Here is a 16072-nt window from a genome sequence, read left to right as displayed (position 1 = left end):
CACAGCAAAAAGACCCCAAGCTGATGCCTAGGGCCTTTTCCAATCAGAAAATTAGCTGAAAAGGTAGCTCACAGATTCTTCTTCATGTACACGGATGATGGCTTCTGCAAGCAAAGGCCCAACTGAAAGCGGAATGAATTTTCCAACTTTCTTGTCATCTGTTAAATGAATACTGTTTGTCACAACTAATTCTTTAATTTTAGAGTTTGTAATACGTTCTACTGCTGGTCCAGACAATACTGGGTGAGTACAACAAGCATAGACTTCAGCCGCTCCATTTTCCACAAGTGCATTTGCAGCAAGTGTAATCGTACCAGCTGTATCAATGATATCATCGATGAGAATCGCCGTTTTGCCTTCAATGTTCCCAATGATGTTCATCACTTCAGCCACGTTCGGCTTCGGACGACGTTTGTCGATAATTGCGATTGGTGCTTTCAGGCGGTCCGCCATTTTGCGCGCACGCGTAACACCACCGTGGTCAGGAGACACAACAACGATATCATTCAAATTTTTCTGTTCAAAATAGTTTGTTAAGATTGGCACAGCCATTAAGTTATCGATTGGAATATCAAAGAAACCTTGGATTTGCGGCGCATGAAGGTCAAGTGCAATGACACGTGTAGCACCTGCTGTTTCAAGTAAGTTCGCAAAAAGCTTCGCCGTGATTGGCTCACGAGGTTTCGCCTTACGATCTTGACGTGCATATCCGTAATAAGGGATGACAATATTGACCGTTTTCGCAGAAGCGCGTTTTAGTGCATCTACCATAATGAGTAGCTCCATAATGTGCTCATTGACTGGCGCACTAGTAGATTGAATAACATAACAATCACAGCCGCGGATACTTTCTTCAATATTGATTTGGACTTCACCGTCACTAAAACGTTTAACAGAGCTCTTTCCTACATCAACTCCGATACGATCGGCAATTTCTTTGGCAAGTTCAGGGTTTGAATTCAAAGAGAATATCTTTAAATTCGCATCAGCATAACGATTAGACATGGTAAACCTCCGGGTATTTGGATTATTTTTTATGAATATTTTTCACATAATCTTCTTTATTGACTTGTCTTGCTCTAGCAATAGACAATGCATCCTGCGGTACATCTTCTGTAACCGTTGAACCGGCTGCAACATATGCCCCTTTTCCGACAGTGACTGGTGCAACGAGATTTGAATTACAGCCAATAAATGCGCCATCTTCAATCTTCGTTAAGAATTTGTTCTTCCCATCATAATTAACTGTAATAGATCCACAACCAAGGTTTACATCCGTTCCGACCTCTGCATCTCCAATATAGCTGAGATGAGACGCTTTGCTTCGGTCACCGAAAACTGTTTTCTTGATTTCGACAAAATTTCCGATCTTCACTTCATCGCCAATTTTCGACAATGGGCGAATATGAGCAAACGGTCCAATTGTCACATCTACCCCAACTTCACTATCGCAGACAACAGATTGCTTAATGACTGTCCGATCTCCAATTACGCTATCAACAATTTCAGTGTTCGGACCGATTGTGGCATCTGCACCAATCTTTACATTCCCTTTGATGACCGTCCCAGGATAAATCATTGTATCTTCACCGATGACTGCATCTGGCGAGATATACGTGTTCTCAGGATCAATCAAGGTTACACCATTCTTCATATGCTGATGATTAATACTTCGCTTCATGAATTGCTCTGCTTGTGATAGAGCGATACGATCATTGACTCCAAGTGTTTCTTCAAAATGCGGTGTTTGATACGCTGCAACCGTCTGTCCTTCATTCTTTAGAATTTCAATGACATCTGGCAAATAGTATTCACCTTGTGCATTTTCATTTGACACTTGCTCAATCACACGGAAGAGATCTTCATTTGAAAAGCAATAGGTTCCAGTGTTAATTTCATTCACTTGACGTTCAGCATCATTTGCATCTTTATGCTCGACGATTTTTACTACAGCACCTGTTTCATCACGAAGAATACGTCCATAACCTGTTGGATCATCCGCGTGTGCTGTCAAAATCGTCACTTTTGCTTGTTGTTTTTGATGCTCACTTAACATGGCTTCCATTGTTTCCGCTGTCAATAATGGTGTATCTCCACAAATGACAATGGTTGTTCCCTTTTCCTGCGCGAGGAACGATTTAGCTTGTTTGACGGCATGTGCTGTTCCCAGCTGTTCTTCTTGAAGTGCATATTCACTTCTTTCCCCAAGCTGCTTCTTGACGTCCTCTGCTCCATGACCGACAATCGTCACAAGCTTGGCTAAAGATAGCTTTAACGCTTGATCTGCCACATGCTCGACCATTGGCTTTCCGCAAACTGGATGAAGTACTTTGTATAACTTTGACTTCATTCTTGTTCCTTTTCCCGCTGCTAAAATCACTGCGAACCGCTTATCCATTGATTGGCCTCCAATATCCCTATTATCCATAGAAAAATATATCCTAAATAAGGACTGATTTCAAGGATACAAGAGGAAGTACATTAATTTTCTAATGGTTGAAACCTAGAAGAATCATGAGGAAAAACGCAAAAAAGACAGCATTTAAAAGAAAACATTCATTTTCTCTTAAAGCTGTCTTTTTAGGTTCACATATCTTTAAGAAGCTCCAGCTTCTTCATATTCAATTGTCTCTTCCTCTTCGCCTAAGCGATGATACTCATTTAAAACAGCATCTTGGATTTTACCCCGAGTGCTTGAATTAATTGGATGTGCAATGTCGCGAAACTCTCCATCAGGCGTACGTTTGCTAGGCATTGCAACAAACAAGCCATTGTTTCCATCAATCACACGAATATCATGAACAACAAATTCGTGGTCCAGCGTGATGGATGCAATCGCCCTCATGCGACCATCGGTATTCACGCGGCGTAATCTTACGTCAGTAACTTCCACAGTAGTTCACCACCTTTTCCCAATATAAAAGCATTAATTAGGTATTCAACGATTGTGGTGATTCTCCTGCTCTTTTTTTAAACTTTTTTTGAAATATCGGGATATTTATACATTTTTTGTCATTTTAATGACGACGCTTACATCGGTTGCGTGAAAAAAGACATCATGACGATGCCTTTTCATACATATAATGAAACCAAACGGCCTCCAAAGAGATGGCCTGTTTATTTCACTAATGCCACAACTTCAATTTCTACAAGTGCATCTTTTGGAAGTCTGGCTACTTCTACACATGAACGAGCTGGCTTATGTGTATGGAAGTATTCACCGTACACTTCATTCACTTCAGCGAATTGTTCCATATCTTTAATGAAAACCGTTGCTTTCACGACTGTTTCAAAGGAAGCACCCGCTGCTTCAAGGACGGCTTTAAGATTATGAAACACTTGATGTGTTTGTTCTTTAATATCTCCATTCACAAAATCTCCAGCTGGCGTTAATGGAATCTGCCCTGAGCTGTAAAACATGTTATTGACGATAATCCCTTGAGAGTAAGGTCCAATGGCTGCTGGCGCGTTTTTGGTTTGAACAACTTTTGTCATATCAATCTCTCCCATTCAAATACATGTTTGATCAAAGCTTAAGCTTTCGAATGAAAAAACTCGTGGAAATTACCTTCATTAATCTCAATGATTTTCTGCTTCATATCAATGGTTGAAAGCTTTAAAAGTGATACATATTCATCGACAAGACGTTCATCTACGCCTTCATCTTCTAATAAAACACCGATCCCTGCAACATTTGCATTAAATTCCTCTAGAAGATTCATCATGCCATTAATGGTTCCGCCTGCTTTCATAAAGTCATCAATAATCAACACATTGGATCCTTTATCTAAGCTCCGCTTTGCAAGTGACATGGTTTGAATTCGGTTAGAAGAACCTGATGCATAATTAATACTCACAGTTGATCCTTCAGTTACCTTATTATCTTTTCTAACGATCACAACAGGCACATTTAAATAACCTGCAACAGAATAGGCAATCGGAATACCTTTCGTCGCAACAGTCATGACAACATCAATCGGTCGATCCGAAAAAATGGTCGCAAAAAGCTTACCGATTTTCGCAAGAATCGATGGATTGCCTAAAACATCAGTTAAATATAAATAACCGCCAGGAAGCACACGTTCAGGAGTTGATAATGCCTCTCCGATATCGTTGACGACTTCGTCTGCTTCTTTTAGATGAATCTTTGGAATATATTTCACTCCGCCAGCAGCGCCAGGTACAGTAAGTAAAGTCCCTATTCCCTGCTGTTCGAAGGTCTGTTTGATAATCGTTAAGTCTTCACTAATAGAGGACTTCGCAGATTGATATCGCTCTGCAAAAAAAGTTAAAGGTACTAGTACGTGCGGGTGGGTTAACAAATAATTTGTTAAGTCCACCAATCTGCCGCTTCGACGAAACTTCATGAACTTACCCCCAGAACCCGAATAATTTATGAATAATATAACTTAATATACGGATTTAATCAAGGGTATTTTGTTCGCCGATCATGCGGACAGCGTAAACCTGATCACAAAATCCTCTCAGTCCGTTATATATTCTTTGTACCTTCGATTCATATTGAATCAAGCCAAATACAGTTGGCCCGCTGCCGCTCATTAATACAGCATCTGCTCCGAAACGCTTCATCTGTCTCTTAATCATATCGACTTCCGGATACATCTTTAATGTCACAGATTCCAACACGTTACCGAGTGAGCCGCACATCTCTTTATAATCTTTCGCTTCAATTGCTTCAATCATACGCTGTACATTTGGGTGTTCTACTTTGCTTGCGTCATATTGTCTGTAGACCTCAGCTGTAGATACCCCAATCACCGGCTTCGCTAAAATCACCCAGCAATGCGGCGGTGTCGCAATATGCTTTAGTTTCTCTCCACGTCCTGTCGCTAGCGCTGTCCCTCCGTGTACACAAAAAGAGACATCTGAGCCGATCTCCGCTCCAAGCTCAGCTAGTTCATCTAACGTGAGATTTAACTTCCACAAACGGTTTAAGCCGCGAAGCGCTGCTGCGGCATCACTGCTGCCTCCAGCTAAACCTGCTGCGACGGGAATTGCTTTTGTGATGACAATCGATACGCCTTTTTGAATACCGAATCTTGTTTTTAATAATTTAGCTGCCTGATAAGCCAAATTCCGTTGATCATCTGGCACAAAACGATTATGAGATGATACACGGATTTCGTCTTTGTCCAGCTCCGTCAGCTCTAGTCGATCTGCAAGATCTATTGTTGTCATCACCATCTCCACTTCGTGATATCCATCCGGTCTTTTTCCATGAACATCAAGTGAGAGATTAATTTTTGCCGGTGCTTTTTCTAAAATACGCAAACATTTCACCTACTTCTCCATCTAAACATAAGTATCAATATTGTATCACATTTGATGGATCTGATGAATATTGGCTTTTGCCCCCAGCACACTCACTTTTTCAAGCAAAAAAGACCAGAGACACCCGAGGTATCCCTGATCATTTCTTTATCGTTGATTCTCTTCTTGAGCCATGTGCTGTTGAGCTAATTCAATGGCACGTTTGACCATATTTCCTGCGTCACGCGCACGAATCTCTCCCCAGCCTCCATTTTTGACGGTATCATAAAATCCAAGATCCTTCGCCAGCTCGTATTTGAACTCATCTGACATAATGCCTCGGCGTCTACCCAAACGAAACAGCCCCTTTGGTCGAGAATTCGAATCATCGCCACTCCTTTGTGGCTTTCTTATTTTGCATCGATTCCTGCCTTTTACCCCTTTCAAATAATGGACAGCCTCCCATACAGAAAAAAAGGCAAAACAAAAAGCAGTAAACAAAAAGTTCACTGCCCATTAATAGGCGACTGAGCTAGCGGTATCATCGAACGTTAATTCGACCGTCTCAGTCAGTATATCTGCATAACTGTAAGAAACTCTTTCAAACGAATTCTCATCTTGATCTAATTGAATCACAAAAACAGAAGGGTACGTTTCAGCTAAAATGCCCGAACGCTCAATTGTTTTTCGGCGGCCTCCGTTAGCCTTTAACGTCAAACGTTTACCTAAGTTACCATCAAGCGATCTTTTGATGTCGGACAAAGTCTTCGCCATTGCATCCACCTCACTGAGATAATTATACAACAACGGCCCATTTTTGTCAAATAAAAATTAAATTATATCAACCAACACGAGCCATTGTCAACAAAATAATTTTGACAAACTTCTACCTTTTCTCCTCCCTATTTTTCTCAAATTCCGGTGAATTATGTATTCATATGAAATTTCTTTTTGAGCATAAAAAAAACCAGACTGAAATCAGTCGGGTTATGTCGATTCATGGTCTCTTTTATATGGCATACCTACCCTTAAAACACCCCTTGTTTCAATCCCTCCGAGACCTTTTTCTCTCGTCAGTGTATTTCGGAGCACATCCCACACGTTGATTCGATCTACAAATGGAGTGAAGCTGATCTTGGCAACAATATAGACGGGGTCAAGTGCATGAATGTTGACACGTGAGGGTGAGCTTGCAAAATTAGCACCTGCTTGAATTAATGATTCAAAATGAGATTGGCAGGCACCTGCAAAGATCACGAGCTGATCTAAATGCGGAACCTTCCTTCTTGCCTTTTGAACCGTTTCAACGAAATGACGAGAATGACGATATGCACCGATATCGTGTACACCGCCCTTTTGTTTAGAATACGCATCATGTCCTGTGATGACCAAAATATCAGGCCGGTATTGATCAATTAATGAATCAATCATGCTTGGCATTTTCTTCTCGTGGCAATGCACACCATACACAGGTACACCAATTCTTTCATATACATCTAAGCATTTCTTTAAGTATGAAGCATCTCCATCTAAATGCAGAACCTTTCCGGGCATATGAAAATACTGCTCCTGATGCTGATATTGTCCAGACGTATAATACTCTTGTTTTTCACGAAGCAGCTGATAATCTTGCCTGAGTAAGTCGAGCGATTCGTTAATTTTCCGTTCATCGTCTTTCTCTCTTGTCAGTTGCTCCTCTTTTTGAATCAAGACCAAATCTGACATCTTCGCATCGGCGATCAGCCTCACTTCATTCCCATGCAAAATGGCGGTGGCTTCGTGCTGGTCTGTCTCATCAATTCGAATGATACGAAACATAATATCCATCTGATAGGATGCCCTCGTCACCATATCTCCTATTTGAAATTGCATGCTTTTCACTCCACAATCAGGCTCTTATCCTGTTGGTATCGTCTTACGCTACACTTGTTCTTCTTTCAGGTGTGTTGTTCTTTCTAGCCTATGCCTGAACAGGTGAAGTGGTGAAAACCAAAAGAAAAAAGCCCTTATGAAAGGGCTTTGTCTTCTTTTCAGCGTGATAGAAAACCTTTGCAGTCTAGGAAGGACGAGTACTGGCGCGGAGCGAATTTGACATTCGTGAGCACCAGCGCGCAGGACTGACAACGAATGCGAGGGTTTGGCTACACGCTGAAAAGCCCTTATGAAAGGGCTTTGTGTAAAACATTGGACAAACGGGCAAATTCATCGATTGACAATGATTCACCGCGGCGTTTCCCATCAACCTCAGCTGTTACAAGGGCTTCTTCAATGATGGCTTTATGTTTCTTGCCATCTGGCAGATTGTTCATCAAATTATTCATCAATGTCTTCCGGCGCTGGCCAAAACTCGCACGAATCAGTTGAAAGAAAAACGTATCATTGTCTACTGAGACCGCAGGCGTTTCACGAACAGTTAGTTTGATCACCGCTGAATCCACATTTGGTTGTGGGACGAAAACCGTTTTCGGCACAACCATGACCGTCTTCGCTTTTGTATAAAATTGCACTGCAATCGACAAAGAGTTATATTCTTTTGATGAAGGAACAGCAGCCATGCGATCTGCTACTTCTTTTTGCAGCATGACAACGATTCCTTTCAATGGAAGGTTTTCTTCAAGCAATTTCATAATAATTGGTGTCGTCACATAATAAGGAAGGTTTGCTACGACCATTACTTCTTTACAGTCAGCAAATTGTTCTTCAATCACCTTTCTTACATCTGCCTTCAATACGTCTTGATGAATAATGGTGACATTATCATATGGAGAAAGCGTATCGTTTAAAATCGGCAATAGGCGCCGGTCGATTTCAAAAGCCGTGACTTTCTTTGCCCGTTTGGCGAGCTGTTCAGTCAACGCACCGATACCAGGGCCAATTTCAATCACACCGGTCTCATCCGTTATCTCTGCATGATCGACAATGCGATCTAAAATATTCGTATCAATTAAAAAGTTTTGCCCTAAGCTCTTTTTAAAAGAGAAACCGTACTTCTTCAGTATTTCCTTCGTTCTGATAGGCGTCGCAATATCTTTATTCATCGGCTTCCTCCTGCATGACGGTCTTTAAGGCCGCAATAAAATCCTCTTTCGTTATTTGGAACATGTGAAGACGCTTTTGCAGCTGCTTCGCATTTGTATATCCTATATTTAAAAGCACACCTAATCGTTCGCGGCGGCGTTTTGATGCTTCGCCTCCGATAAGGCCTGCGTCAAATAAATCGTCTAACGTAATCTCGCTTTCTGATTCTTCCATTTCCTCATGGACATGTGCAAGGCATGCTCGAATACTGTCCAAGGAAGCATGCTCGACACCAATTCCTTTGTCCCGCTTCGCTTTCGCAAGGTGTTTTGGTAAAAAGGCGTGCTTACAGCCAGGGACAGCCTCTGCGATGGTTTTACGGATCTTTTCCCCAGGGAAATCAGGATCAGTTAAAATGATAACCCCTCTCGTCTCCTGAGCAAGACGCACTTGTTGAATGACTGTATCGCCAATGGCAGATCCATTCGTTTCAATCGTATCTGCATCAACTGCCATCTTTACTCTAGCAGTGTCGTCACGACCCTCCACCACAATGATTTCTTTGATTTTCATGTATTCCTCCGCTTGCAAAAACAATCTACATTTTTTTGTCAAAAAATGAAACCTTCCATGCTGTTTTTGCGTCTAATTAATTAGAAAACAGTGCTTCTATTATAACCAAAAAAACAGAGGGTGCGCAAAGCCCTCTGTTCATATAAATGATTTGATGTGTTTATTTGAGCACTCTAATTTTCACTCGTTTATTTCCCCATTGATAAGCTGCCGACTTACTTGGGACGAACACATCAATTTTATTCCCTTTTATAGCAGATCCAGTGTCTGATGCAACGGCATACCCATAGCCTTCCACATACACTTTAGAGCCCAGCGGAATGACACTCGGATCAACTGCTATGACCTTTGCACCCGGATTTGCTTTTAAATTAAAGCCTGTAGACGTTCTACCCGTACATCCAGCACAGCCCGCTGTATAAGCTGTGGACGTCACATAGAACTCTTTTCCTGACGATTCATTACTTCTTGAAACCGCAGGGGACGCTTTAGGTTCTTTCTTGGACACTTGTGTACCAACGGCCACTAAACGATCCTTACTGTCTTTTGCAGTAACCTCTTTAATTAATTCTTTAGAAACCACTTTGCCGTTTTCTTTCACAATGGCATAGTGCTTCTTCAATTTACCTTCTTCACCTTTTTCAAGCACCTTCTCTTTTCCTTTTTCAAGAGATCGATCCTTTTTATGTTTGGTATCAAAAGCAATTTTCTCTTCCACTACATCGGTGACTTTTTCCACCCGAGTGATCTTCACATCTGCGCTTTTTTTAGAAAGGTGACTATGTAACGCAGGTTTGATCTTATCGTGCTTCTTGAGCTTCAGCTCTTGTTGCTTTAAAAAGTCAGCGACCGTAGTCGAAGTGGTCCACACTTTCTTATCCTTTCCTCCATCGTTTAAGCTGACCTGGAAGGCCTGCTGAACCACAAGATCCATATTCTTTTTAATCTTGTCATTCTTTCCTGGAGTTACTTGATCGTGCTTCCCAATATCTATCTTCTCATTCTTCAATAATGCTCCAACCGTCTGATCTGTTGTCCATATCGTTTTCTCTTCCCCATCTAGGGTGAGATGAACCGGTATAGCCGCATCATACACAATGTTCATGTTGTCTTGAATCTTTGTATTTAGACTTGGAGAGATATGATCCTCCGCCCTGGTCCTTATTCCAAGGTCTGAAAGCAGCTGTGCTACTGTCTCTTCATGTGTACGAATTGTCTTCTCTTTGCCATTGATTGAAATGGTAATAGACTGCTTAGTGAGCTCATGCGCACCGTAAGCCGTCCCAGTTCCAGCTAAAAGCAAGCAAGTGACTAGAAATAAAACCTTGCCTTTTCCTAGCTTGACAGAAAACAGATTTTTCATTTTTTGTACGATGAAAAACGCCTCCTTCTCCTCGGAGAGATTATATAGAGTATCTCAAAACCTGTCAACCCTTCCACCCACTGTACAAAAATGCTCGATTGTAAACCTATTATGGGAGATTTTTGGAAGGAAGGGAAGAAAGACTTATCGACAACTTATCCTATGAGGAGGCGCGAACGTGTAGAACTTTTTCGTTATGTTTCACAATTGGACAAGCTTAAACAAGGATTGACATCATATACTGTCAGTTTATACGGAAAACTTTTTTCGCATTTTCTGTTGTCAATGCAGCAAGCTCTTCAAAGCTCATTTCACGCAATTCAGCAATTTGTTCTGCGATATATTTCACATAGCTCGGCTCATTTCGTTTCCCTCTAAATGGCGCTGGAGTTAAATACGGGCAGTCTGTCTCAATCAGAAGACGATCGCTTGGAATATCCTTTACAACTTCTTTCGGTTTTTTCGCATTTTTAAATGTCACAGGTCCACCGAATGAGATATAAAAGTTCATTTCCATACACGCTTTTGCAATTTCGAGGCTGCCAGTAAAGCAGTGCATAATTCCTCCGACTTCTGCCGCTCCTTCTTCTTTTAAGATCGTCACTACATCTTCCGTAGCGTCACGGTTATGAATGATAATTGGCAGATTCACTTCTTTTGCAAGAGCAATTTGACGTCTAAAGACTTCTTTTTGCACATCTTTTGGCGACTTGTCCCAATAGTAATCTAGACCCATTTCTCCAATGGCAACAACCTTTTCATGCTGAGATAATTCTTTGATCCAAGCCAAATCTTCATCTGTCATATCAATGGCATCAACAGGATGCCAGCCGATGGCTGCATACATAAAATCATATGCTTCAATTAGCTCCATCGCTCTCGTAATGGTTGGACGATCAAACCCGACCACCACAATCTTCTCTACCTTTTCACTTTTTGCTCTTTCAATCACCTGCTCTAAGTCTTCATTATATTGTTCAGCATTTAAGTGGGCATGTGTATCAAATAACATGGTTGATGGCTCCTTTCGACAATTCTTCTGAAAAACAAAAGGTGTTCGACGAAATGTTACACGTGGAACACCTTTGTTAAATTATAAAATTTTCGTTCCATTTGCTAGAGATTGATCTACTTCAAGAACCTGCAATTTACCACCAGTTTCTCCAGTTAAAATCATTCCCTGGGAAATTTCCCCTCTTAGTTTAACTGGTGTGAGATTCGCTACGCAGACGAGCTTCTTCCCTACCAATTCTTCTGGTTGATAATGCTTGGCAATCCCTGAGACAATTTGTCTCTTTTCAAATCCAAAATCAAGCTGAAGCTTTAAGAGACGGTCAGCTTTTTTCACTGGTGCTGCTTCCAATACTTGTGCTACACGAAGGTCAACTTTCGAAAAATCATCGAAGGCAATTTCGGCACCCAGTTCAGGTAATTCAGTTTCTTCTATTTCAACTGACTCTTCTTCTACCTTAGGCGCACTTCCTTGCATCTTCTCTTTAATGTATGCCACTTCTTCTTCAACCTCTAAACGAGGGAACAACGGCTCACCTTTTTGTACCGTCGCTTTTTGAATCGCACCGAAAGAAAGAATGCTTTCCCAGCTTTTGAGTTTCTCTTCTTCAATTCCAAGCTGGAAGAAGATTTTCTCAGGTGTTTTTGTTAAGAATGGTGTTAACAATACAGCTGTGATTCGAAGTGATTCTGCTAAATGGTACATCACAGAATGCAGTTCTTTTCGTTTTGTTTCATCCTTCGCTAATACCCAAGGAGCTGTTTGATCAATATATTTATTCGTTCTGCTGATTAATGTCCAAACATTTGAAAGAGCCACTGAGAATTCGAGGTTTTCCATCGCTTCTTCATAGGCTTTCACCGTTTGTTCAGCTACAGCTTTTAGTTCCTCATCAAACTCATTGACTGGTCCCTTATAGCTGCTTAATGTACCGTCGAAGTATTTTTGCACCATCGCCACTGTACGGTTAAGTAAGTTCCCTAAATCATTGGCAAGGTCATAGTTTACACGTTCCACGAATCCTTCTGGTGTAAACACACCGTCTGCACCAAATGGTACTTCGCGTAGCAGGTAATAACGAAGAGCATCAAGACCATAGCGATCAATTAACGTAACAGGATCTACTACGTTCCCTTTTGATTTAGACATTTTGCCATCTTTCATGAGCAGCCAGCCATGTGCAAAAATTTGTTTTGGCAGCGGCAGATCAAGTGCCATCAGCATAATTGGCCAGTAAATTGTATGGAATCGTACAATTTCTTTCCCGACTAGGTGTACGTTGGCAGGCCAATATTTTTTATATTTTTCATCTTGATCGGTTCCGTAGCCAATCGCTGTTAAGTAGTTGAATAACGCATCAATCCATACATAGATGACGTGCTTCGGATTATTAGGTACTTTAATGCCCCAATCAAAGGTTGTTCTTGATACAGCTAAATCCTCTAACCCCGGTTTAATAAAGTTATTAATCATTTCATTCTTTCTTGATTCAGGCTGAATGAACGACGGGTTCTTTTTGTAATAGTCTAGTAAGCGATCTGCATACTTACTCATACGGAAGAAATATGATTCCTCTTTAATCAATTCAACAGGGTGTCCACTGTCTGGGCTTTTCCCTCCAATAACTTCCCCTTTCTCATTTCGCTCAACATCAACAAGCTGTGTTTCCGTATAGAATGTTTCATCAGGAATACTGTACCAGCCCTCATATTGATCTAAATAAATATCTCCTTGATCAAGCAACTTTTGGAAGACTTGCTCAATGATTTTCGTATGTCTTTTTTCCGTTGTACGAATGAAATCATCGTTTGAAATGTCGAGTTTCTTCCATAATGATTTAATGTCAGCAACGACCGGATCTAAATACTCAATCGGTGTAATATTTTGTTCTTCAGCTTTTTGCTGAATTTTTTGTCCGTGCTCATCTGTACCCGTTAAATACATCACATCATAGCCTTGCAGACGTTTATATCGAGCCATGGCATCCCCTGCCACTGTCGTATAAGCATGTCCAATATGTAATTTTCCGCTCGGATAGTAAATTGGTGTAGTCAGATAAAACGTTTTTTTCTTTTCCGGCATGTCGGAACCTCCTGCTTGTGTGTAAATGTCAAAAACTCCCGCCCAATGGACGAGAGCGGTCATCATACTTCATTAAAATGTGTCAGATCATTTCATTATGTTTTGCACTTGTGCTTTCTCTATGATACCATCTTAGCCTTTAAGATCAAGCATATATACATAGAACAGATTGAAATGAACGAAAAAGATGAGTTTTTCGAAAAAAACGACAAACCGCTCGACATTTTGTCGAATATTGTCGTATGAAATCTATTTCCAGATTTACAATTGGCTAAATTAGGGCAAAAGTCTTGTTAATCTGTTATCGTCATTTTTCATATTTTTATAGATAAATTCTGAAAAATCCTTATACACCGGTAGTTTCAAGGTCCTTTGACTTTAAGAGTCATATTTTACAAACAATAGTAAACAAAATGATTGACGATTTATGGAAACCTTGTTATGCTAGGAATGTAAGGAATTTGTCGAATAATGACGAAGATAATATTATATTAAGAATAAGAACTTTTTGGGAGGAGAATGAAGATGAAATCTACAGGTATTGTACGTAAAGTTGACGAATTAGGACGCGTGGTGATTCCAATCGAGCTTCGCCGTACGTTAGGAATCGCAGAAAAAGACGCTTTGGAAATTTATGTTGATGATGAAAAAATTATCCTAAAAAAATATAAACCAAACATGACTTGCCAAGTAACAGGTGAAGTATCAGACGATAACCTTAAACTTGCTAATGGTAAATTAGTTCTTAGCCGTGAAGGTGCAGAGCAAATCATTAACGAAATCCAAAACCAACTTCAATCACAAAAATAAGTTTTATATAAAAAGGTTCTTGCACCGTTTGCAAGAACCTTTCTTTATTGTTCAATATGATACGCATCATAGATCGTCCGCTTTGGCACACCACGTTCGACCGCAGTACGTTTAATAGCCTCTTTTGACGTTAACCCTTCCTCTATGTAATGGATCACGTGCTCTTTTTCAGATAAAGAATTCCACCAAGCTTCTTCATTCAGTTCTTCTTCATCCTGATCATTTCCTTTTACGACGAGACAGAACTCACCACGGATTTGTTGTTCTGTCACCCAAGTCAGCGCATATTCTAAATCTCCACGAATAAACTCTTCAAATTTCTTTGTCAGTTCTCTCGTAATGGCAATATTCCGGTTCCCCCACACTTCTTTCATCACAGTCAGCGTTTCTTTTAACCGATGGGGCGCTTCATAGAAAATAATTGTTTCTTGGCGTTTCTTCAATGCTTCCAGCTGTTTTTTCTTTTCCTTTTTTTGACGATCAAGAAAACCGTAAAAGAAAAATGGCTGTGGTGCGATTCCTGACGCAATGAGTGCCGTAAGTGCTGCATTTGCACCAGGTAACGGAATGACATAGCCTCCGATGTTCGTAAAGTCGCGAACCACTTCGGCTCCTGGATCAGAGATCGTCGGTAAACCGGCATCGCTCACGAGTGCAATGTTCTTTCCTTCTTTTAACCATTCGATTAACTTATGACCACTGCTATCTTTGTTATGTTCATGATAACTCGTTAATGGGGTATCAATTTCATAGACATGACAAAGCTTTTTCGTTTGTCTCGTATCTTCTGCGGCAATATAGTCTACATCTTTTAACGTTTGTATCGCTCGAAACGTCATATCTTCTAAGTTTCCAATCGGGGTTGGTACGAGATAAAGAATACCCATTTCTGATTGACCATCAAAGCTTTTCTGTGTCTTTTTCATGTGCCGCCTCCTTTTTGATTCGCTTTTCTTCTATATACATGTCCTTTTTTCGACGTGTCCACGTTTTGAAACGATATTCCTGTTGCATGGCTTCTCTTTTGGTTGAAAAACATTCGTGATAATAAAGTTCCACCGGTCGTCTGGCTCTCGTATACTTTGCACCCTTCCCACTATTATGGGCAGTCAGCCTTTTTTGTAAATCATTTGTATACCCAGCGTACAAACTACCATCTGCACATTTCAATACATAGAAATAATGACTATGCTTCTCCATACAGTATCGTCCTGATTTCTTTTGTATACTCTTGGTCTTCTCCATAAACAAAAAGCGGCGGGAGAATTTTCAAATCCGGCTTTCCATCTTTCATGCCTTCCACTAAAATGGTATTCGCTTCTTTTCCTTGTTTCGGATATACAAATTGAATTCGTTTTGGCTCAATTCGGTATTTCTTCATCATTTCAACAATCTCAAGCAGCCGTCCAGGACGGTGAACCATTGCCAGTTTGCCTCCTTGCTTTAGCAAAGTGGAAGAAACACGAATGACATCTTCTAATGTACAATGAATCTCATGACGTGCGATCGCCAAATACTCATTTTCATTGATTTCATCCTTAGAAGGAGTCTTAAAATATGGCGGATTACAAGTAATCACGTCTACTTTGTGGTTTCCGTACCGTTTAGGCATATCATTTAAATCACCATGGATCAACTCAATCTGCTGCTCCAGTTGATTATGCGCCACACTTCTCTTTGCCATATCAAACAGGCGTTCTTGAATTTCAACCCCTGTAATAGAGGCTTTAGATCTCGTCGAAAGCAGCAATGGAACGATGCCATTTCCCGTACAAAGATCAATAATCTCCCCTTTTTGAATCGGCACATACGCAAATTTTGCTAATAACACTGCATCCAATGAAAAGGCGAACACCGTTTTACTTTGAATAATTTTCATATCTTCTGCAAGCAAGTAGTCTAAACGTTCATCTTCTCTTAACGAAACCATGATGTATCCTTTC

The 16072-nt window shown here is 40.6% G+C and carries 18 protein-coding genes; 1 reads left to right on the top strand and 17 read right to left on the bottom strand.

The annotated features are described in order from the left end of the window. Window positions 1-51: 51 nt before the first annotated feature. The 14 genes from LCD32_RS18950 to metG all read right to left on the bottom strand — a co-directional run bounded on the left by LCD32_RS18950 (window position 52) and on the right by metG (window position 13319). On the bottom strand, window positions 52-1005 hold the full coding sequence (locus LCD32_RS18950; RefSeq protein WP_003217907.1) for a ribose-phosphate diphosphokinase: 954 nt from the start codon (window positions 1003-1005) through the stop codon (window positions 52-54). A gap of 22 nt (window positions 1006-1027) precedes the next feature. Further along, window positions 1028-2398, bottom strand: a complete 1371-nt coding sequence (gene glmU / locus LCD32_RS18945) for a bifunctional UDP-N-acetylglucosamine diphosphorylase/glucosamine-1-phosphate N-acetyltransferase GlmU (protein WP_060780668.1) — start codon at window positions 2396-2398, stop codon at window positions 1028-1030. A 198-nt stretch (window positions 2399-2596) separates the two neighbouring features. Further along, a complete protein-coding gene (gene spoVG / locus LCD32_RS18940; RefSeq protein ID WP_008357439.1) occupies window positions 2597-2893 on the bottom strand; it encodes a septation regulator SpoVG in 297 nt (98 codons plus the stop codon). Between the two features lie 224 nt (window positions 2894-3117). Continuing rightward, complete coding sequence (gene ridA / locus LCD32_RS18935) at window positions 3118-3495, bottom strand: 2-iminobutanoate/2-iminopropanoate deaminase (protein WP_008341860.1); 378 nt, start codon at window positions 3493-3495, stop codon at window positions 3118-3120. A 38-nt stretch (window positions 3496-3533) separates the two neighbouring features. After that, window positions 3534-4367 (bottom strand): pur operon repressor, encoded by an 834-nt coding sequence (purR, locus tag LCD32_RS18930; RefSeq protein ID WP_007496210.1) that lies wholly within the window; start codon window positions 4365-4367, stop codon window positions 3534-3536. A 55-nt stretch (window positions 4368-4422) separates the two neighbouring features. Then, complete coding sequence (gene ispE, locus LCD32_RS18925; RefSeq protein WP_017359321.1) at window positions 4423-5292, bottom strand: 4-(cytidine 5'-diphospho)-2-C-methyl-D-erythritol kinase; 870 nt, start codon at window positions 5290-5292, stop codon at window positions 4423-4425. Window positions 5293-5439: 147 nt separating this feature from the next. Beyond that, the gene (locus LCD32_RS18920; RefSeq protein WP_017366434.1) at window positions 5440-5625 is read right to left on the bottom strand and encodes a small, acid-soluble spore protein, alpha/beta type; all 186 of its coding nucleotides are present in this window, start codon (window positions 5623-5625) and stop codon (window positions 5440-5442) included. A 162-nt stretch (window positions 5626-5787) separates the two neighbouring features. Continuing rightward, window positions 5788-6045, bottom strand: coding sequence for a biofilm formation stimulator Veg (gene veg / locus LCD32_RS18915; RefSeq protein ID WP_003217979.1), 258 nt, complete (start codon window positions 6043-6045; stop codon window positions 5788-5790). A 213-nt stretch (window positions 6046-6258) separates the two neighbouring features. Continuing rightward, the gene (gene yabG, locus LCD32_RS18910) at window positions 6259-7143 is read right to left on the bottom strand and encodes a sporulation peptidase YabG (RefSeq protein WP_007496216.1); all 885 of its coding nucleotides are present in this window, start codon (window positions 7141-7143) and stop codon (window positions 6259-6261) included. Between the two features lie 287 nt (window positions 7144-7430). Next, entirely contained in the window at window positions 7431-8309 is an 879-nt protein-coding gene (gene rsmA / locus LCD32_RS18905; RefSeq protein WP_060780667.1) for a 16S rRNA (adenine(1518)-N(6)/adenine(1519)-N(6))-dimethyltransferase RsmA, read from the bottom strand. Next, window positions 8302-8862 (bottom strand): ribonuclease M5, encoded by a 561-nt coding sequence (gene rnmV / locus LCD32_RS18900; RefSeq protein ID WP_041091579.1) that lies wholly within the window; start codon window positions 8860-8862, stop codon window positions 8302-8304. Before rnmV ends, rsmA begins: the two co-directional genes overlap by 8 nt. 160 nt (window positions 8863-9022) lie before the next feature. After that, window positions 9023-10225, bottom strand: a complete 1203-nt coding sequence (locus tag LCD32_RS18895) for a G5 and 3D domain-containing protein (protein ID WP_060780666.1) — start codon at window positions 10223-10225, stop codon at window positions 9023-9025. Between the two features lie 244 nt (window positions 10226-10469). Beyond that, window positions 10470-11237 carry a TatD family hydrolase gene (locus LCD32_RS18890; protein WP_050826832.1) on the bottom strand — a complete coding sequence of 256 codons (768 nt, stop codon included), beginning with the start codon at window positions 11235-11237 and terminating at the stop codon, window positions 10470-10472. Window positions 11238-11318: 81 nt separating this feature from the next. Next, a complete protein-coding gene (gene metG, locus LCD32_RS18885; protein WP_060780665.1) occupies window positions 11319-13319 on the bottom strand; it encodes a methionine--tRNA ligase in 2001 nt (666 codons plus the stop codon). 519 nt (window positions 13320-13838) lie between these two features. Between metG and LCD32_RS18880 the strand changes: the two genes are divergently transcribed. Further along, window positions 13839-14129, top strand: a complete 291-nt coding sequence (locus LCD32_RS18880) for an AbrB/MazE/SpoVT family DNA-binding domain-containing protein (protein WP_087975202.1) — start codon at window positions 13839-13841, stop codon at window positions 14127-14129. 44 nt (window positions 14130-14173) lie between these two features. On the opposite strand, the gene rsmI is transcribed toward LCD32_RS18880, so the two are convergent. From rsmI to LCD32_RS18865, 3 genes are read right to left on the bottom strand one after another with little or no spacing between them, the layout of a single operon-like run. Then, window positions 14174-15055 carry a 16S rRNA (cytidine(1402)-2'-O)-methyltransferase gene (rsmI, locus tag LCD32_RS18875; RefSeq protein ID WP_060780664.1) on the bottom strand — a complete coding sequence of 294 codons (882 nt, stop codon included), beginning with the start codon at window positions 15053-15055 and terminating at the stop codon, window positions 14174-14176. After that, window positions 15030-15329: a GIY-YIG nuclease family protein gene (locus LCD32_RS18870; RefSeq protein WP_017359327.1), complete on the bottom strand. Its 300-nt coding sequence runs from the start codon at window positions 15327-15329 to the stop codon at window positions 15030-15032. Before LCD32_RS18870 ends, rsmI begins: the two co-directional genes overlap by 26 nt. Continuing rightward, window positions 15316-16059: a tRNA1(Val) (adenine(37)-N6)-methyltransferase gene (locus LCD32_RS18865; RefSeq protein WP_017359328.1), complete on the bottom strand. Its 744-nt coding sequence runs from the start codon at window positions 16057-16059 to the stop codon at window positions 15316-15318. Before LCD32_RS18865 ends, LCD32_RS18870 begins: the two co-directional genes overlap by 14 nt. Window positions 16060-16072 lie beyond the last annotated feature (13 nt).

Source organism: Bacillus sp. RSS_NA_20 (assembly GCF_020165915.1).
GTDB classification, from domain to species: Bacteria; Bacillota; Bacilli; order Bacillales; family Bacillaceae; genus Bacillus; species Bacillus altitudinis.
Note: the sequence above shows the minus strand (reverse complement) of the source record. Positions and strands in the feature narration are given on the sequence as shown.